Origin of the sequence: Chryseobacterium sp. C39-AII1, assembly GCF_039672645.1 — a bacterium.
In the GTDB taxonomy this organism is placed as follows: Bacteria; Bacteroidota; Bacteroidia; order Flavobacteriales; family Weeksellaceae; genus Chryseobacterium.
On sequence record NZ_JBDFPQ010000003.1, the window covers coordinates 443,886 to 463,656 of the forward strand.

At 34.3% G+C, this 19,771-nt stretch carries 17 protein-coding genes; 5 read left to right on the plus strand and 12 right to left on the minus strand.

Annotated features, from left to right (window positions below):
• Positions 1-475: 475 nt before the first annotated feature.
• The 4 genes from ABEG63_RS07715 to dapA all read right to left on the minus strand — a co-directional run bounded on the left by ABEG63_RS07715 (position 476) and on the right by dapA (position 3,285).
• Positions 476-913 (minus strand): response regulator, encoded by a 438-nt coding sequence (locus ABEG63_RS07715; protein ID WP_346584025.1) that lies wholly within the window; start codon positions 911-913, stop codon positions 476-478.
• A 6-nt stretch (positions 914-919) separates the two neighbouring features.
• Positions 920-1,486 carry an AraC family transcriptional regulator gene (locus tag ABEG63_RS07720; RefSeq protein WP_346584026.1) on the minus strand — a complete coding sequence of 189 codons (567 nt, stop codon included), beginning with the start codon at positions 1,484-1,486 and terminating at the stop codon, positions 920-922.
• 300 nt (positions 1,487-1,786) lie between these two features.
• Positions 1,787-2,299 (minus strand): GNAT family N-acetyltransferase, encoded by a 513-nt coding sequence (locus tag ABEG63_RS07725; RefSeq protein WP_267404017.1) that lies wholly within the window; start codon positions 2,297-2,299, stop codon positions 1,787-1,789.
• Between the two features lie 113 nt (positions 2,300-2,412).
• Positions 2,413-3,285: a 4-hydroxy-tetrahydrodipicolinate synthase gene (dapA, locus tag ABEG63_RS07730; protein ID WP_346584027.1), complete on the minus strand. Its 873-nt coding sequence runs from the start codon at positions 3,283-3,285 to the stop codon at positions 2,413-2,415.
• Between the two features lie 107 nt (positions 3,286-3,392).
• Between dapA and ABEG63_RS07735 the strand changes: the two genes are divergently transcribed.
• Genes ABEG63_RS07735 through ABEG63_RS07750 form a run of 4 tightly spaced genes read left to right on the plus strand, consistent with a single transcriptional unit; the run spans position 3,393 to position 8,035 of the window.
• On the plus strand, positions 3,393-4,160 hold the full coding sequence (locus tag ABEG63_RS07735; RefSeq protein WP_346584028.1) for a 5'-nucleotidase C-terminal domain-containing protein: 768 nt from the start codon (positions 3,393-3,395) through the stop codon (positions 4,158-4,160).
• Positions 4,160-5,110 (plus strand): metallophosphatase, encoded by a 951-nt coding sequence (locus ABEG63_RS07740; protein WP_312397970.1) that lies wholly within the window; start codon positions 4,160-4,162, stop codon positions 5,108-5,110. The genes ABEG63_RS07735 and ABEG63_RS07740 overlap by 1 nt, the downstream gene beginning before the upstream one ends.
• A gap of 1 nt (position 5,111) precedes the next feature.
• Positions 5,112-7,349: a two-component regulator propeller domain-containing protein gene (locus tag ABEG63_RS07745; RefSeq protein ID WP_346584029.1), complete on the plus strand. Its 2,238-nt coding sequence runs from the start codon at positions 5,112-5,114 to the stop codon at positions 7,347-7,349.
• The gene (locus tag ABEG63_RS07750) at positions 7,349-8,035 is read left to right on the plus strand and encodes a recombination protein O N-terminal domain-containing protein (RefSeq protein WP_346584030.1); all 687 of its coding nucleotides are present in this window, start codon (positions 7,349-7,351) and stop codon (positions 8,033-8,035) included. Before ABEG63_RS07745 ends, ABEG63_RS07750 begins: the two co-directional genes overlap by 1 nt.
• A 77-nt stretch (positions 8,036-8,112) precedes the next feature.
• On the opposite strand, the gene ABEG63_RS07755 is transcribed toward ABEG63_RS07750, so the two are convergent.
• From ABEG63_RS07755 to ABEG63_RS07785, 7 genes are all read right to left on the minus strand, one after another.
• Positions 8,113-10,767, minus strand: a complete 2,655-nt coding sequence (locus tag ABEG63_RS07755) for a glucosidase (RefSeq protein ID WP_346584031.1) — start codon at positions 10,765-10,767, stop codon at positions 8,113-8,115.
• A gap of 278 nt (positions 10,768-11,045) precedes the next feature.
• Complete coding sequence (locus ABEG63_RS07760) at positions 11,046-11,855, minus strand: glucose 1-dehydrogenase (protein ID WP_346584032.1); 810 nt, start codon at positions 11,853-11,855, stop codon at positions 11,046-11,048.
• Between the two features lie 214 nt (positions 11,856-12,069).
• Positions 12,070-12,543, minus strand: a complete 474-nt coding sequence (locus tag ABEG63_RS07765; RefSeq protein ID WP_346584033.1) for a GNAT family N-acetyltransferase — start codon at positions 12,541-12,543, stop codon at positions 12,070-12,072.
• Positions 12,544-12,546: 3 nt separating this feature from the next.
• A complete protein-coding gene (locus tag ABEG63_RS07770) occupies positions 12,547-13,164 on the minus strand; it encodes a DUF1684 domain-containing protein (protein ID WP_346584034.1) in 618 nt (205 codons plus the stop codon).
• Positions 13,165-13,642: 478 nt separating this feature from the next.
• Positions 13,643-14,044 (minus strand): hypothetical protein, encoded by a 402-nt coding sequence (locus ABEG63_RS07775; RefSeq protein ID WP_346584035.1) that lies wholly within the window; start codon positions 14,042-14,044, stop codon positions 13,643-13,645.
• A gap of 259 nt (positions 14,045-14,303) precedes the next feature.
• The gene (gene mqo / locus ABEG63_RS07780; protein ID WP_346584036.1) at positions 14,304-15,809 is read right to left on the minus strand and encodes a malate dehydrogenase (quinone); all 1,506 of its coding nucleotides are present in this window, start codon (positions 15,807-15,809) and stop codon (positions 14,304-14,306) included.
• Between the two features lie 403 nt (positions 15,810-16,212).
• Positions 16,213-17,253 carry an NAD(P)H-dependent glycerol-3-phosphate dehydrogenase gene (locus ABEG63_RS07785; protein WP_312395096.1) on the minus strand — a complete coding sequence of 347 codons (1,041 nt, stop codon included), beginning with the start codon at positions 17,251-17,253 and terminating at the stop codon, positions 16,213-16,215.
• Positions 17,254-17,478: 225 nt separating this feature from the next.
• Here ABEG63_RS07785 and ABEG63_RS07790 point away from each other — a divergent pair, with 225 nt between their 5' ends.
• Positions 17,479-18,507, plus strand: coding sequence for a M23 family metallopeptidase (locus ABEG63_RS07790; protein WP_346584037.1), 1,029 nt, complete (start codon positions 17,479-17,481; stop codon positions 18,505-18,507).
• A 76-nt stretch (positions 18,508-18,583) separates the two neighbouring features.
• On the opposite strand, the gene ABEG63_RS07795 is transcribed toward ABEG63_RS07790, so the two are convergent.
• Entirely contained in the window at positions 18,584-19,756 is a 1,173-nt protein-coding gene (locus ABEG63_RS07795; RefSeq protein WP_346584038.1) for an MBL fold metallo-hydrolase, read from the minus strand.
• Between the last annotated feature and the right edge of the window lie 15 nt (positions 19,757-19,771).

The following is a 19,771-nucleotide window of genomic DNA, read 5'->3' on the forward strand; positions in this document are numbered from 1 at the left end:
TAAATTTGGTTTGAGGGATGTTTTCAGCTGCAACTATTAAAATAAATTATAAAAAAACAAAATGAATTATGTTTCCAATTTGCATTATTATAAAAACTAACTGAGACTTTCATTAAAGGCGTAAATGAAACGAATTATCCTTTAACTACTCGCGAGTTTTCATGATTGTACCGTTTTTTTAAAGATCTTCTTCGCTTATAAATTGGAGACTTTATATAATTCATTTTGTTTAACTAACATTGTGATTTATATAATTCAGTTCTAAAATTCGAAATAACTTAATCATTCATTTTTATGTCTTAAAATATGGATGAATTTGTGTTGCTATTTTCTTATTACAAATGTGATGATAACTGTTGAAAAAGTTTTTATATTATTTCAATTTTTAATTACAAAATTTTCACTTTTGTGTGAATATTATGCTTTAAATATTAATATTTAATTAATATTAGCAATACTTAAAAGCTTTTAATAATTATATTTTTAAGATAAAATTATCCTTATTTAATCCTGAAGTATAATATTGCCAATTCAGTGTTATTACATCAGAAATCTTCTTTTTAAAAGCACTCTTACTTTCCGTTTTTTTGATGCAAATATTTCCATTCTTAACAAAAAAATCATCCATTTCTGCATCTGAAATTTTTTCAGAATAAATGGCAGTTATTACTTTATAAAGATTTTCTCTTTTTTTAATTTCATCTAATAATTCGTTCTTTAAAATATCATAATTCATGAAAATTAATTCCGGAGAAAGCGTATCTTCCTTATCTAAATATTCTAAAACTTCATCTGAATTTTGAAATGTTAAAAGTTTAATACCAACTTTTACCTCATTAAAGATATTTTTAAAAAAATCGATATTTTCATCAATATTATCAACCAAGAAAACATTGAGATATTCTTTATTCATAGCCAATTAATAGTTTACCAATATACTTTGAGCTTTTCTTCTTTTCACCACAATTTTGTGAAACTGTGACGGCGTTACTCCTGTGGTATTTTTAAACTGTGTGCTTAAATGCGCCACACTCGAATAATTCAGTTTATGAGCAATTTCTGTAAGACTCTGTTTATTTCCTATAATAAGCTCTTTGGCGTGCTCTATTTTTTGAAGAATAATGAAATTTTCAATAGAAGTAAAAGTAACTTCTGAAAAAAGATTGGAAAGGTATCCGTAGCTATGATTCAGTTTTTCTGCGATATAAATAGAAGCCTTCACGGGAACTACCTCATCGGAAAAAACAAGCTCAACAATAGCATCTTTGATTTTCTGAACCAAAGCAATTTTCTGACTCTCAATGATTTCAATACCATAATCTTCAAGGTTTTTCTTGAAAACTTTATGCTGTTCTTTGGTAAAAGATTCGTAGAATTCTACTTCGCCAAAGTTCAACAAGCGATATTTTAACCCCTGTTCTTTTAGTTTCTCATCCAATACTTTTTTACAAAGTGCATTGAAATCAAATTTAACGTACATTTTCATCCTGTTATAGTGTGTAAAATTTTCGAGTAAATATAATTACTTTATTTCAAATAAAAGTGAATTAGGCGAAAAATTCTAAAAAAAATGTTAAAAAGCAAAAAACTCCTGCATTATTGAATACAGGAATTTAAACACTAAGGATGAAAAAAAATATACTGATAAAAAGCTCTGACAGCTTAGAACCGAGCATATGAATGTACTATTTTATATTTTAATTAATATTTGACTTTGATCTGTTACAAATATGAAGCAAAAAAACACTTCACATGTTATAGAATTATAATTCAATGTTACAGAATTTTAAGTCAATTGTTTGTGAATTAAAAATTCCATTAAAAAATCATCCATGACAAAATTATTCCCAATATCGAAAACCCCTTCATCATATACGCTATAACCTTGAGATTCATAGAAATTTTTCGCTGAATTATATTTATTAACATTTAAAATAATTCTTTCATCCCCTGCTCTCTCAACATTTTCTTTCAAAAACTCTAATGCCCCTTTCCCGAAACCTTTTCCTTTACTTTCGGGAACAAGATAAATTCGGTGAAGCTTGGTTGTTTTTTCCTCATAATGATTTTCATAACCGATAAACCCTTCAAACGAATTTTGAGATTCATCCTGAATTAAGAAATAATGATAATTCGGTTGTTGAAGGTGGTTTGATATTTCTTCTTTAGAATACATTGTATTTAGCATATATTCCATTTGTTCATTGGAAAGTATCTCGGCGTACGCGTTTTCCCAAGACCTTCTCGCTAAATCCTGAATTGAAGGAATATCATTTTCTGTTGCTTTTATAAATTTCATTGAAGTTGAGTTTAATTAATTGAATAAAAAAGGTGAAAAGTATCAACCTTTCACCTTATATGTATAAATTTAAAATTCACAATTTACTACAAAGCAAATTGATTATTCACCTTTTAAATATTCGCCATTTCAGCCTTAATCTTAGCATAAAGACCTTCGGAAGCCGGAATTAAAGGAAGTCTTAAATAATTTTTAATGATTCCTTTTTCAGCCAAGACAGCTTTGATACCGCATGGGTTTCCTTCAGCAAAAATCAATCTTGTAATCTCAACCAATTTGTTGTGAATTTCATAAGCTTCATCCACTTTTTTATCTAAAGCCAGCTGAACCATTGTTGAAAATTCTTTAGGATAACCTTGTCCGATCACAGAAATTACTCCTGCCCCACCCGCTAAAGTTACCGGAAGTGTATATTCATCATCACCAGAAACCAAGTTGAATCCTTCTGGCTTTTTTCTTAAAATATCGAAATACTGAAGAATATTTGGAGCTGCTTCTTTAATCAAGAATAAGTTCGGGAACTCATTTGCTAAACGCAAAGTTGTTTCTGCTTCAAGATTTTGTCCTGTTCTTGACGGAACATTATAAATAATGATATTTTTTCCTGTAGAAGCCAGCGCTTTATAATGTTGGTAAAGCCCTTCCTGATTTGGTTTGTTGTAATATGGAGATACAGAAAGTACTGCTTCAAATGCAGAAAGATCTGCTTCCTCAATCTGTTTTTTTACTTCCAGCGTATTATTTCCACCGATTCCTAAAACCAAAGGAACCCGTTTATTATTTACCTTAATGATATGGTCAATTACCTGTTTCTTCTCCTCAGCAGAAAGCGTCGCAGCTTCCGCTGTAGTCCCCAAAACAACCAAATAGTTGGTTCCGTTTTCGATATTAAAGTCTACCAATTTTGTTAAACTATCGAAATCAACGGATAAATCTTCATTAAAAGGCGTCACCAGTGCAACACCTACTCCTTTTAAATTGCTCATCTGTAAGAATTATTTTTGCCAAATTTAATAATTTAAGCTAAGAATTTGTAATAAATAATAATGTTTTATTCTACATATAATTATATTTGCATATACTAAAAGATATTATGAAAAATAAATTCTTGTTACTAGGAATTGCTCTGGCAACACTTTCGGCTTGTAAGACGGCTTCATCGGCTTCTTCCACGCAGCTTGTGAAAGTGAAAACCCAGAAAAATATTTCTATTAATAATGAGCTAAAAAATGATGAGGAGTTTGTAAAATTTATTGAACCTTATAAGCAAAAATTGGATAAAGAGATGAATCAAAAAATCTCGCACACCAATGTAGATCTTACCAAACAAGGTGACAATAGCAATTTGGGCAATCTTTTAGCAGACTATACATTTGAAGGAGCTGATGAATGGGCAAAGAAAAATCTTCAAAAAAACATAGATGCAGCACTGATTAACATCGGAGGAATCCGTACAACAATCGGTAAAGGCGATATTATGCTTAAAAATGTATTTGAAGTAATGCCTTTCGAAAATGAAGTGGTGATCGTAAAAATGAAAGGTTCGGATTTACAGGGACTTTTTGATTATTATGCTAAAAATCAAGTAAATAATCCGGTTTCTCATTTGACGATTGAAACCAATAACGGACAATTAACCAAAACTTTAATCAACGGAAAAGCAGTAAATCCAACACAGGATTATTACATCGCAACCTCTGATTATTTGGCTTTGGGCGGTGATAATATGAAATTCTTCGCTCAAGGAGAATCTATCGCAACAGGAATTAGAATGAGAGATCTTTTTATTGATTATTTTAAGAAAAATCCTGAAGTTGTAGTAAATAATGATGTTCGTTTAAATTTTATCGGTAAGAAATAATGGATAGAAAAAAGTTTTTAAAAGCAATAGGTGGCGGAACTTTGGCAATGGCTTTAGCTCCCAATATGATGATGGCGGAAGAATTGAATATTCTTGATCTGAAATCCGCCAACAAACTTACTATTCTTCATACCAACGATCAACACAGCAGAATAGAGCCTTTTGATGCAAGCTATACCAGAAATCCTAATCAGGGAGGTTTTGCAAGAAGGGCAAGTTTAATTCAACAAATCAGAAATCAGGAAAGTAATGTTTTACTTCTTGATTCAGGAGATATTTTTCAGGGAACTCCCTATTTCAACTTTTTTGGAGGTGAACTGGAGTTTAAATTAATGTCCATGATGAAGTACGACGCTTCAACCATGGGAAATCATGATTTTGATAATGGCTTGGACGGATTTTTAAAGGTTTTGCCGAATGCGCAGTTTCCTTTTATCTGTTCTAATTATGATTTTAAAAATACAATTCTCGACGGAAAGACTTCTCCTTACAAGATTTTCAATAAAAACGGAATCAAAGTCGGGCTTTTCGGAGTGGGAATTCAGTTAGACGGATTGGTGGGCAAAAAGCAATACGGAGAAACGGTTTATTCGGATCCGGTTGAAGTTGCTCAGCATTATTCCAACTTCCTGAAAAACGAACAAAAATGTGATCTGGTGATCTGCCTTTCTCACATTGGCTATGATTACAAAGACGAACCTAATAAAATCAGTGATAAAATCTTAGCATCCAAAACAGAAAATATTGATATTATTCTGGGAGGTCATACCCACACTTTCTTACCTGAACCTGAAACTTTTACCAACAGAGCCGGTAAAAATGTTTTGGTAAACCAGGTTGGATGGGCAGGGCTTCTTTTAGGAAGAATAGATTTCTTCTTCGATTCAAATAAAAACGTAAAACATATTTCCTGGAATAATCAGGTGATTGACAGCAGCATAATAGCATAACATGAAAAAACTTTTAATTTCTCTTGGAATTTTAGCATCCCTACAAGTTGTAAATGCTCAAAATATTTCTTCTAAAAAATGGTCGGATCTTTTTTCCTACAATAATGTACTGGCCATGAAAGAAGGCGGAGGCAAAATAGTAGCAGCCACAGAAAACGGGATCTTTTTTTATACCATTTCCACAGGTGAAATTACAAAGTTATCAAAAGCCAACGGGCTTCATGATGTGAAAATATCTGCATTTGATTATAATCCGCAAACCAATATGGGACTTGTGGGTTATCAAAACGGTTCTTTGGATATTATCACTCCAGACGGAGTAACCTATGTTGTTGATATTCCTTTAGCAACAGGCTATACAGGAAATAAAAAGATTAATCACATATCGATTACAGGAAGTAAAGCGACTGTTTCTGTAGGCTATGGTGTTTCTATTTTTGATTTGCCTAAAAAAGAATTCAATGATTCTGCATTTTTCATCACCGGAGGAGTTTATGAAGCCAGTAATGAAGCAACAATTGTTGGGAGTAAAGTATTTTCTGTAACCAATTCGGGTTTAAAAAGCCACGAAATAAATACTACATTTCCTGTTTACAGTACTTGGACTACAGAAATGGCTGGATCATTTAATCATATAGATTCAGAATCTGTAATGACGTTCGGGTCGCCAACTGCAGCCTATTTATACAATAGCGGAACCTCAACCGCTTTACCGGTAAGTTTCTCTAATATTCGTGATATTGTAGTAACCAATAACGATATTATTGTAACTGATGCCAACAGAATTTATACATTTGGAACCAACGGTACTTCCAGCGGAAATGTAAGTATTGGGGAAGAATGTAACACCGCGACAAAAGTTAATGGCAAAGTATACGGAGGAACAAAACTGAGCGGTATAAAAACCGAGGATAATATGGTCTTCAAACCAGATGGTCCTTATAGCAACACTTCTTATAAAGTTTCATTATTAAACGATCAGATTTGGGTTTCAACAGGAGGTAAAGAAGCCTACAACTCTCCTACCATAAGGAATCTAGGATATTATCATTTTGATGGAAACAAGTGGAATTATCCTGATTATTTCATCAATAATCCGATAACATTCAATGTTTTAGATGTAGTACCAAATCCTTCTAATCCGAGTGAAGCCTACTTTGTAAATTATATTTTTAATCAAGACAAAGGCATCTACAAAATGGAAAACGATGTCTTTAAAAAGAGATATAAAAATGATGACGGAGCAATTGGCGAAAACCGTCCTGGAGGCATTGCGTTTGACGAAAATAATCAAATGTTTGTATCGGCAGGAATTGTAAACAGTACATTAGGAAACGTAGGATATTACTTCTATGATAAAGCAGCCGACGATTTTATTCTTGTACCTGTAATTTCTGGAGGAAATACTCAAAAGCCTGTGGTAAAAGATGGAATGTTATATATTCCAAGTCCGTTTTTTGAAGCAGGAGGTTTGGTAATGAAGCAATATGGTAACAACCCAACCTCTACCACTGCTCCCTATAAAATTCTTAAAAAAGACAATGGTTTACCGGCAAATGGAACTGTTTCTGTAGCTGTTGATAAAGACGATAATGTTTGGATCGGAACAAGATTGGGAATCAGAATTCTTTCAAATCCAAAATCTGCCATTACAGATACAGCTCCAAAAGCAGAAGCTATCATTATTGAGCAAAACGGAGTTGCAGAAGAACTTTTCAGAGATAATGCCATTCTTCAGATCGAACCAGATACAGGAAATCAAAAGTGGGTTTCTGTGGAAGACGGTGGTGTATATTACCTTTCACCAAGTGGCGAGCAGACTATAAAGCACTTTACAAAAGAAAATTCTCCTTTGCCAACAAACAGTGTTACTGACATAAAAGTTGATTCTAAAACCGGAAAAGTTTATTTCGTTACTCTTGATGGAATCGTCGTATATCAAGGTGATGTGGGCGATGTTAACTCAAAATTCGGAAACGTGTTGGTGTATCCGAATCCTGTGGTTTATTCAAACTTCAAAGGAAAAGTTACGATAAAAGGTCTTGCTGAGAAAACCAATATCCGAATAGCTGATGCTGCCGGAAACGTTGTACACTCGGCGGTTGCAAGAGGTGGATATTATGAATGGGATCTGATGAGCCAGAAAGGTAAGCGTGTTGCTTCAGGAATTTATTTTGTCTTAATGACCAATGAAGATGGTTCTGATAAAGCAACTGCAAAAATAGCAGTGGTAAATTAATGAATTCACAAAACGGATTTCTAATTTCCTATTTAAAATACGGAGAAAATGATGCTGTGCTGCATTGTTTTACTGAAGAAGATGGCTTTCAGACTTATTTTCTAAAAGGTATTTATGCCAAAAGAAATAAGAAAAAAGCCTTACTTCTGCCGTTGAACCAGCTTAGTTTTTCTTTAAATCCGATTAAAGGAAACGGAATTCAGACCGTTTCAAAATTTGAGTTGGTAAAGAATAATGATATTTATACGGATATAAAAGTAAACACCATTATATTTTTTATTTCAGATTTTTTAAATCATATTTTAAGAAACGAAAGCAAAAACCTAAGTATTTGTTGGGGAATTGAAGAATTTATCAGCCAATTATCTCAAAAAAATTATCAGGCACATCTTGTTTTTTTAATTAAAATCTTAAAAATTCAAGGCGTTTCACCTTTGATTAGTGATAAAGATTTTCTCGATCCTGAAACGGGAACTTTTTCATCAACCATCAATCATCAATTGTTTAACAATACGATTTCTCTTATCTGGAAAAGTATTTTACTATCTAAAAATCCTTACGAAATCAAGATTCATTCGTCATGTCGGAAAGAATTTTTAGACAGCATTCTTATCTATTATCATTATCATATCACCGATTTTAAAACACCGACATCACTGGAAGTCATTCAGGAAATATTTGAATAGCAGCAACTCATCTTGAAAATATTTTTAAGTTTTACAAAGCTAAAAACCAGCAACTATCAACCAGCAACCAAAAACAATTATTCAGCGTCATCCGGCATTTCTGTTTCAGATTCGGCAATTTCTTTTTTAGAAAATCTAGGCATCAGAATCTTTGCAATCAATCCTGTCCAACCTGTTTGGTGGGAGGCTCCTACTCCACGTCCGGTATCTCCGTGGAAATATTCGTAAAATAAAATATAATCTTTGAAATCAGGATCAGTCTGAAATCTCGAATACTGCCCGTTGAAAGGGCGATTTCCGTTTTCATCTTTTAAAAATAATTTAGACAATCTTTTACTCAGCGCATCTGCAATCTGATCTAAATTTGAATAATTTCCACTTCCCGTAGGATATTCCACCAAAAAATCAGGACTGTAATAAAAGAAAAAACGCTGCAGGCTTTCAATAATTAAAAAATTGATGGGGAACCAAATCGGTCCGCGCCAATTGCTGTTTCCTCCAAAAAGTCCGCTATCACTTTCTGCAGGTGTATATTTTACGGTATAATCTGTTCCATTTAAATTTAAAGTATATGGATTCTTCTCATACTCTTTCGATAGAGCACGCACACCAAAATCACTTAAAAACTGATTAGGATCCAACATTCTGCTCAATAATCTTTTCAAACGATGGCCTCTCAACAGAGACAGTAAATGCTTAGAGTCCTCCCCTTTTACTTCCCAATGGGAAACCAACGACGCCAATTCCGGTTTATTTTCCAAAACCCATTGCATTCTTTTTTTGAAATTTGGCAGTTTTTCAATCATTTCATCATCAATCACTTCTACTGCAAACATCGGAATAAGACCAACAATAGTTCTCAGTTTTAAATACATATGATTGCCATCATTGGAAGCAATTGCATCATAGAAAAATTCATCTTCCTCATCCCAAAGGCTGAAACATTCTTCACCCATATTATCCAAAGAGTTGGCAATGGCAAGGAAATGTTCAAAAAATTTCATAGCCATTTCTTCATACACATTGTTATAAAGTGCCAATTCGAGAGCAATTCTCATCATATTTAAAGCAAACATCGCCATCCAGCTCGTGCCATCCGACTGTTCCAGTTGTTCGCCATTGGGAAGCGTTGTATTTCGGTCGAAAACCCCAATATTATCGAGTCCTAAAAATCCGCCTTCAAAAATATTATTTCCGTTAAGATCTTTTTTATTCACCCACCATGTAAAATTCATCAACAGTTTTTGAAAGGCACTTTCAAGGAATTCCAGATCCGGTTTTTCTTTAAAATATTCATCAATTTTAAAAACCCTGAACACTGCCCAAGCATGCACCGGCGGATTAACATCACTGAAATTCCATTCATAAGCCGGAAGTTGCCCATTGGGGTGCATATACCATTCAAAAAGAAATAATTTTAACTGATGTTTAGCAAAATCCGGATCAATCAAAGAAAAACTAATGGTATGAAAAGCCAGATCCCAAGTCGCATACCAAGGATATTCCCATTTATCAGGCATGGAAATAATGTGCTCATTGTTGAGGTGTTTCCAGTCATAATTACGGATCTTCTCACGGGATTTTGGAGGTTTTGCCTGAGCGGGATCGCCCTTCAGCCATCGTTCCACGTTGTAATGATAAAACATTTTATTCCATAACATTCCCGCAAAAGCCTGTCGCTGAACCAATTTTTCATCATCAGACTTTATTCCCTGCTGAATTTCATTATAATATTCATCGGCTTCTTTTTGTCTTGAACTGAAAATTTCATCAAAATCTTCAAATGGCTGATTCAGTTCTTTGTCTGATATTCTGAATTCAAATGTTTTTGTTTCTTTTGGCTTAAAATTTTCGTCTATAAAAAATGACGCTTTGGTGCCTTTATTATTGGGATTAACCGATTGTACATTTCCGTTAATTACAAAATCATTAATTCCGTTTTTGGGATAGTTTGAATTTCCCGGACATTGATAGATATTCTCATTATCAGTTTCGTTATCACAAAACAGTACTTTCTCCGATTGATTAGCGTAAATATTTTTTATTTCTAAATCTTTATGATTGATTTGTATCGAATTCACCTCATCAGATTTCATTTGTGGCTGATAATCGTTGTATCCCCAATTCCAAGTATTTCTAAACCAAATGGTCGGAAGAATAATTAATGATGCTTGATTTTCGGATTTGTTGACAATCGTGAGCTTCACCAGAATATCATTTTGACTTTCTTTCGCGTATTCAATAAAAATATCGAAGTATTCGTTCTGATCAAAAACTCCGGTATCGATGAGTTCATATTCAGGTTCATCTTTGGATCTTGCAGCATTCGTTTGTATCAGATCATCGTAAGGGAAAGCATTTTGAGGATATTTGTACAGCATCTTCATATAAGAATGTGTAGGCGTAGAATCGAGATAATAGAAATATTCTTTCACATCTTCTCCATGATTTCCCTGATCGTTGGAGAGACCAAAGAAACGCTCCTTTACCATTTTATCTTTCTTATTCCAGAATCCGACAGAAAAAACCAGCTTTTGGAGATCGTCACAAATTCCGCAAATTCCTTCCTCGCCCCAACGATATGTTTTAGCTTCAGCGATGTCGTGGTTGGTATAATTCCATGCATCGCCATTTTCGCTGTAATCTTCGCGCACAACTCCCCATTCACGATTGCTGACATAGGGTCCCCATTTTTTCCAGCTGACATCGGATAATCTTTCTTTTTCTTTCATACTTTATAAACGATAATTGATAAATGGTATATGATTAAAGGGCTAAAAGTGAATGGTGAATTTTGCTTCGCTAGTCAATGGTGAATTGATATCTAGCTTAAAAATTGACAAGTGAAACAAATTCACTATTGACCATTGACTTTCAAACGACTGCTTTTTCTATTTTCGGCTGCATCGCGCCCCGGATTGAACGGCCTGTCTGAGCTCTTTTTATAAGCGTTGGACTCAGAAAGGGCATAAAAAAGCGAGTAGTGAAAGCCGGAAATGTGCGCCCAAACTTATCCTCCGGTAGAAAAACTTTCGAAGGTTGTCATTCCACCATCCACGAAAATACTGGCTCCTGTGATGTAATCTGCAAGATCACTTGCTAAAAATGCGGCGAGATTGCCGATATCCTGTGGTTGCCCGATTCTGTTATAAGGAATCAGATCTAGTAATGAGTTTAAGGCTTCCGGAGTTCCCCAAGCGTCTTTATTGATCGGTGTTTGAATAGCTCCCGGACATATTGAATTGACCCTGATTTTATCTGCTCCGTATTCCTGAGCCAAAGTTTGCATCAACATACGGATTGCGCCTTTACTCGATGCATAATTGGCATGCCCCGCCCAAGGAATAATCTCGTGAACCGAGCTGATATGGATGATCTTGCCACAGGCAGCGGATCGGGAAGTGTCGATTCCGCGACGAAGAAATTCTTTTATGGCCTCTCTAGCACATAAAAACTGCCCGGTGAGGTTGATGCCGATGACGGTATTCCATTGATCGAGTGTCATTTGGGTGAATTTTGCATCTTTCTGAACTCCGGCATTGTTGATGAGGATATCAACCGTTCCAAATTGTGCAACAACATCCTGAAACATTTTCACCACCTGATCTTCCTTGGAAACATCGCATTGATAGGTCATTCCGTTTCCTCCAGCATCGGTAATTTCTTTTAAAACAGCTTTTGCTTCGTCTGTAGAATGTTGCGAGGAATGATTGACGATAACTGTTGCTCCCGCCGAAGCGAGGGATTTTGCAATTCCGGATCCAATGCCGCTGGAAGCTCCCGTTACGATAGCTACTTGACTATGAAGTGATATTTCCATGTTTTATTATTTGATGTTACTCAAATTTAGTTGAAAGTATCACGCCAAACATGAAAATTCTGAATTAAAAGTTTCTTAAAGTTTGAGGATTAATAAGTTTTGGCTAAAGCCCTTTCTTAATTGAATGGGAATGTTGATTTTTTCTCTCGCAGATTTTGCAAATTGCGCAGATATTTGTGGTGAATCTATGTGTTAATTGTTTGAAAAATTGATTTTAAAGTCTTTTGAACATTAAATATTGTGGTCCGCTTCGTCCGATGCGGGTTTTTCCTTCATATTGATAACCAACTTTTAAATATAACTCGTAAGCGGAAATATTATTTTGATTAACGGCAAGAACGATTTCATTACAGTCTTTGAAATTTTTTCGTACAAAATCATCCACCTGAATCATTGCACTTTTTCCGATTCCTTTGCCCTGTATTTCAGGGTTTATGGAAAGGGAACGCAATAAAGTTGAGTTTTGATTATCCGTTAAATCTAATTTATCTTCACCAAAATCTAAGGTAAAAAAGCCGGCAATTTCTTCATTATAGAAAATCGTAACGGCAAATTCTAAACCCGTATTTCTTTGGGAAATTCGATTTAAAGCAAATTCGGCGGTAGAAGTATATTGAAGCTGAAGTTCATTCAAAGTATAATTTACTCCAGAAAGATCTTCTGGGCTGAAAAATTGTAAGCGAACCATATTTTAATGATGATAAATATCTTCATACATTACTCCTGCGCGAATTTCCATGGGAAGTTTATTTTCTTCAGGAACGATCGGGCAATTATAATCGTAAGCGTTGTAAGCACAGAAAGGCTGATAAGATTTGTTGAAATCTAAAATGATGGTATTTCCTTTTGGAATCGTTAAATCCATATATTTTCCGCCACCATAAGTTTCTTTTTCATTGGTTGCATCACGGAAAGGGAGAAATAAATAATTCTTATATTTCTTTTGTTTGATTAAATCTAAACTTTGATATAAGGTTAAAGTATATGATTTTCCGTCTAATTCGAAAGTTGCTTTACCGTATTCTCTATAGGATTTTGTTTTTCCTGAGGAAGTAGGAAGATCAAAAGGTTTCGCATCTTTTGTTTTGGTAAATGTTGCGGTTACTTTATATTTCAGATCAAAAGGAAAGAAAGGATGTCCTTTAAAATTGGTGAAATTATCACCTCTTAAAGGTGTCTCCTTCGGATTAAGATATTCTGCATTAAGGTCTTCCTGAAATTTTTTGATTTCCACAATATCTTTAGAAACCATTTTCTGAGAAAAGGCAAGTAAAGGGAAAAGTATAAGCAACAAAATATATTTCTTCATGAACTTATTTGAAATTGGGGTTAAAACTATGATTTTTTTGTTTTCGCCAATATTATGATTATGTTACAAAATACTGACCGTTTTATAACAAACAAATTTCATGAATTTATTTGATTTTTTTAGTAACTGTTTTGGGAAAATGATAAGAATAGGCAAATATTAATTTTTGAACACGAAGTTCACGAAGCTTTTTTGGTTATTAATTATTTTTTAGTTTCACAAAGCCGTTTCACTTATATAAGAATAGAGAGATTTTTATTATTCATAGAGTCAGACTTTTAGCTAGCTTAATAATTTTAATGATATAGATTAGCTTTAAAATTCTCTCGCAGATCAAGCAGATAGCGCAGATTTTCTATTTTTAAAGATATCGTTTGCTAAATTTTTCATATTTGATACTGAACATTTCTGTTCACAAGAATTTTTTACTCAGCAAATGATAGCAATGCTTTAAAATAGAAGAATTGGCAAAATCATTCTAATAGGATTCAGAAATTTTAACCCGATAAATGTCTGAGTTATTTCTTTTGATCGATTCCACGAAAAAGCCTCCTTCTTCGGGAATAACTTCCTTCAAATCAAAACTTTTACAGTCTTTAGGTAATCCTGAGAAAACGAGTGTAAACCAAAAATCCCGCATAAAAGGAACGGGTGTCCAATTGGGGAAAATGGTAATATTTTCGGCATGAATCAATTTACTTTGATGCTCCGATTGATTATCAAAAAGATACGTTGTATGCCAAATCCTGATCAGATTTCCTAAAAATGGTGATGCCGGAAAGCAACAGTGCACAATTACCTGCTGCTCTTCTTCTATTTTCGTCTGAAGAGATTCCAGCAATTCTTTTGCAATGATGGGCTTTGCTATTGTTTCTGACATGTTTAGGAAATTGTGAGGCAAAGATAATTAATTTTAAAATTTTTGTTGAAAGATAGCACTGAAAAAAATCCCATTCAGAGAATGCATAAACACATTGTAGCTTATTGTGAAGTTAATTAGAATGATCCCTAGAATGTTTGAATATCCTATTTTAAGATGATAACATTTTTTTCAAAAGCTAAGATAATTTTGAAAATTTCATAAAACAAAAATGGCTTTACAAAACTGCAAAGCCATTTTTAAATATTTATGAATCAGATTAATATTCCAATTCTAATTTTTCTTTAGAATAATCTCTCAATTTGTCCGTAAGTTCTGGATGTTGGGCTAATTTCAGTCCGTAAGAAGGCACCATTTCCAGTAATTTAGCTTTCCACTCTCCTTCCATTTTTTCAGGGAAACATTTTTCAAGAACATTCAACATCGCATAAACTGCTGTTGAGGCGCCTGGAGAAGCTCCCAATAATGAAGCGATTGTTCCTGCTTTATTCACCACCACTTCAGTTCCGAATTCAAGTTTTCCACCCAGCTGGTCATCTTTTTTAATGATCTGAACTCTTTGTCCAGCAACTTTTAATTCCCAGTCTTCTTCTTTCGCATCCTTGATGAATTCTCTTAAATGCTGAATTCTCTGTGCTTTATTCATCGCTACCTGCTGAATCAGATATTTCGTTAATGGTAAGTTATGCCACCAAGCTCCAAAAAGAGATCTTAAGTTTTTAGTATTCACACTTTCAGGCAAATCTAAATAACTTCCCTCTTTTAAAAACTTCGTTGAAAAACCTGCAAAAGGACCGAAAAGAAGTGCTTTTTTACCATCAATAATTCTTAAATCTAAGTGAGGAACCGACATTGGCGGTGCATCAACAGTTGCCTGTGTATACACTTTTGCCTGATGCTTTTCTACCAATTCCTGATTGTGAGTTACCAACCACTGTCCGGAAACAGGGAAACCTCCATATCCTTCACTTTCTTTAATATCCGAACTGTCTAATAATGGCAAAGCATATCCTCCGGCTCCGATGAATACAAAATCTGCCACCACTTCCTGTTTGTGATTTTTAGTTCTGTCTTTCACCTTCATCTCCCATTTTCCGTCGTTACGAGGATTAATGTCTTTTACTTCATGATAAAGGAAAATCTCAACATTCGAACCTAACATCAAATGTCTTCCCATTTTTCTTGTTAAGCTTCCGAAATTCACGTCTGTTCCCATATCCATTTTTGTGGCTGCGAGTACTTCAGATTTATTTCTTTTACTCATTACCAATGGAATCCATTCTCTCAGTTTATCATGATCGGTTGAAAACTCCATGCCTTTGAATAAGGCAGATTCTGATAATTTATCGTGACGTTTTTTCAGATATTCAGCGTCTTTTTCACCAAATACCAAACTCATGTGCGCACAAGAATTGATGAAATCTTTAGGCGTATCCACATATCCTTTATCCACAAGGTAAGCCCAAAACTGCTTAGAAATTTCAAATTGTTCAGCAATACTTTCTGCTTTTGAAATGTCGATGCTTCCGTCTGGCTGTTCCGGGGTATAATTTAGTTCGCAAAAAGCAGAATGTCCTGTTCCTGCATTATTCCATGCTGCGGTACTTTCTTTGGCGAATCGTCCCAGCCTTTCAAAAATGGCAATTTCAAGGTTAGGATCAAACTCATGAAGCAAAGTTGCTAAAGTGGCGCTCATAATTCCGCCACCTATCAGTACAACGTCGTATTTTGGCTTCGGTGTTCTGCTAATAAGCGTTTGTGGCATAATTCTAAATTTTACAACAAATTTCGGGAAAAATTTTAAGAATTAAAGCCTGATTATACGATTTAGCACGTAATTTTTTAGAAAAAAACAAATTAGTTGATAGAGAAGAAAATATGATGGAAAATATAAATGAAGTGCTATCGAAAAGATAAATTTTAATAGAAGGTAAAGGTTAAGATTAAGGATGAGAAAAACTTAAGTTCTTAACTTTTTAATAAAGATCTTAATGGTTTTAAAAATTTTATTTTCTGGAGATTCCACGGATTGGCTTCATTTTTTCCAAAAAGGAATAAAATTTCGCTTTTTGATCGAAATAATATCAAAAAAAAAACACTTCGGCTCGGAACAGTTTTAATTATTAAAAATCAATTTTGCTCAAAGTCGAAATGTTTGAAAATATAATTTAGTTAAGTTTTGTCGTTAACTTTTTGAACTGTTTTTCAGCATTTTTACCTTCATACAAAATACTGTAAATGGTATCAACAATTGGGAGTTTTAATCCTTTCAATTTTGATGTTTTATAAATGGAATCGGCTGCGTAATATCCTTCCGCAACCATATTCATAGACTGGATGGCAGATTTTACGGTATATCCTTTTCCGATAAGGTTTCCTAAATTTCTGTTTCGGGAGAAAAGCGAATAAGCCGTTACCAATAAATCGCCTAAATAAGCACTTTCATTCACGTCTCGCGGTGCTTCATAAATAGCTTCAAGGAAAGTTTCCATTTCACGAATAGCATTGGAAACAAAAACTGCGGTAAAGTTATCTCCATAGCCTAATCCGCTTGCGATACCCGCTCCGATAGCGAAAATATTCTTAAGAATCGCACTGTACTCGTTTCCTAAAATATCTTTACTGGAATGCATTTTAATAAAATCAGAATTAAAAATATCAACCAATTTAGCTGAAACTTCCTCTTCTACTGTGGCAACTGTAAGGTAAGAAAGTCTTTCCATTGCAACCTCTTCCGCATGACAAGGCCCTGCAATCACCGCCTGATTTCTGAAACCTATTTTAAATTCGTCTCTTAAATAATGAGCAACCACATCGTTCACTTTAGGGATAATTCCCTTGATCGCAGAAACGAAAATCTTGTCACCATATTCACAACTCATTTTATCTAATGTATCTGATAAATAAATAGATGGAGTTGCCAAAACAATAACATCACAAGCCGAAACCAACTCGTTGATATCTGTCGTAAGCTTTAAACTTTTAAGATTAAAATTAACGGCCGTAAGATATGTCGGGTTGTGACCACGAAGCTCGATCGCTCCTTTTACAAACTCATTTCTTACGCACCAATGCACCACTTTGCAATTTTCTACAAGCATTTTTACGATAGCCGTTGCAAAACTTCCGCTTCCTACTACGCCAACGGAAATGTCTTTTTTATTCTTTTTTGAATTTGAAGTTTCCGAATTTGTTTTCTTTTTCGCCATAACTGAAATGTGATTTGCAAATATATTAAAACAAAGGTTGAACAGTACTTTTGAAGGCATGATAAAACCCATTTTTAGAAAAAATTAACACTTCAACACAATTAAATACATTAATCGCCGTTTATTACAGATAAAAATAAAAGTATGTTAAGAATAACATCAAAAAGTTATTTTTAATTAAATTTGCAAGCTTAAAACCGTTTTTTTAATTCTAAGAGCAGGAAAATGAAGAAATTTCTAAGCAGCAAGAAAAACGTAAATTTCCTTTTAGGAGGGCTTTTATTAGTAGTTTTTGCACAAGCCATTTTTATTGTTAAGTTATTTTCTCAAAAAGATGACAAAACCTACGAGGTGAATCTTGTGAAGATAAACACCCAAAAAGACAGCGTAGATTATCTGAAAATGAAAACTGACCTGAGTATTGTAGATCAAACTGTTGCTCAGCTTAATTCATTTTTAAAGTCTAAAGATGTGCCGAGCGAAAGATTGATGGCATTAAGTAAAGACAGTATTTCCAACTCTGTATATCTGGCAAAACAATCGAACCGATACAGCCAATATTTAATAGATTTACAGAAAAAGCTTCAGGAAGTTCCGCTAGGAATGCCTACTGATGGCTATATTTCATCTAACTTTGGGATCAGAAAAAATCCAATTCCTTTCAAAACAGTCTATGCTTCGGTAAAATCACCGTCTAAAACAGACTCGAAACCTATTGCAGCAGCTGCCGCTCCTGAAGTCAAAGCAGAACCTGTGGAAAAAATAATAGAACTTACGGACAGCTATGGAAATAAAAGAGAGGTAAAAGTAATGGTAACGCCAAAAACGACACCTGCTGCTCCTTCTCCGGCAGCTAGTTCATCAACAAAAACTATCGCTTCTAATTCAAATACTAAAACAGCAACTCCTGAAAAAAATAATCCACCTGCTGAAGCAGACCAAATGCAGTTCCATAAAGGATTGGATATTGCCGTGGCTTACGGTTCGGATGTAATTGCAACGGCTGCAGGAAAAGTAATCTTTTCCGGACAGAAAGGTGGTTATGGAAATTGTGTTATCGTCTCTCACGGAAATGGTTTAGCAACTCTTTACGGTCACTTATCTCAATTGGTCGCGAAGGTAAATGATAAGGTAAAAGTAGGCCAGGTGATTGCAAAATCTGGAAATTCCGGACGTTCCACAGGACCTCATCTTCATTATGAAGTACACAAAAATAATACTCCGGTTAATCCGAAGTTATTCATGAATTTGTAAAAGATTTTAATGTTATATAAAAGTCTCGGCGGAACCAAAGGTTCCGCCGAGACTTATTTTTAGCACTAGCAATTCGTTATTTCAAAAAGCTCAATTTACCTTCAAGATGAACTAAACTTCCATCTTTTGCTGTAAAATTAGAGTACACAATATTTTTATTATAATCTTCGATGTGCGTTATATTGTATCCGTTTTTAGGTTCATGCCAATATACAAGAAAAACATTTTTTGCCACTTCAACCACAGAATACTGTACGGTATCCGTATCTCCTTTTGACTTTCCTTCTGCCTGAACAAAAGTCATCGTCTTATTATCCTTGTATTCTTCAAGAAATTTTGTATCGTTAAAATCCACCAATACTTTTCTTCCAATAGCTGGATAAGGAGATTTCAAATCCCAGTTCATTTCTCCCAAGAAAACTTTCACACCCATTTCCAATTCATCTTTTCCGGGAAGAGTTGGGTATTGCTTAACCATATAGTTTACGATGGCGTCTGAAGTTTTATATTCTGTAACCGCTTTTTTAAAGTTTTCAAGATAGTTTTTAACAAGATTCAATGACTTTGGTGAAAGATCCAGCTTGGCATAATGCGAAGGCACAACCTGTTGAGGATTGAGGGCTTTCATGGCATCAATTTTAGCAATCCATTGATCGATTGCAGCTTTATTTTGAGTGTCCGCCATCCAGATATGAGATTCCACGGTCACCGAAATACCGCCAAGAATAGTTTTAATGGAAGGAATCCACAAAAAACTATGGGCAGGATCATCGATATTGTCTTTGATCTCAATTTTGTTTCCTTCCAGATCAGGAATTTCAGAAACTGCTTCAGGAATAATAATTTCAGAAGGCGCATCATTTTTCAATTTTGGTCCCCAAACTGCCAATTTTCCATCTTTAGACCCTGAAATTAAATACGCCGTTTGTGCCGTTGAAATAATTTTCACATTGGGAAAAGCTTTTTTAATGACATCTAATCCGAAATAAAAATCAGGATCACTGTGAGAAATAAAAACCGTTTTCAGATTTTTACCTGTAGCTTTAATTTCTTTTACCAGCGCTTCTGCATATTGTTTTTCAAACTGTGCATCCACCAACATCGCATCTTTATCTCCATAAACAATAGTGGAAGTTATCGGAAAAATAGCTTTAGATCCCGGATTGAAAACTTCTATCTTTAAATTTCCCGCCCAAGCAAAAGTTACACTCAAAACAGCAATTATTGTTAAAAACTTCTTTTTAAACATCAATAAAAATTTTAA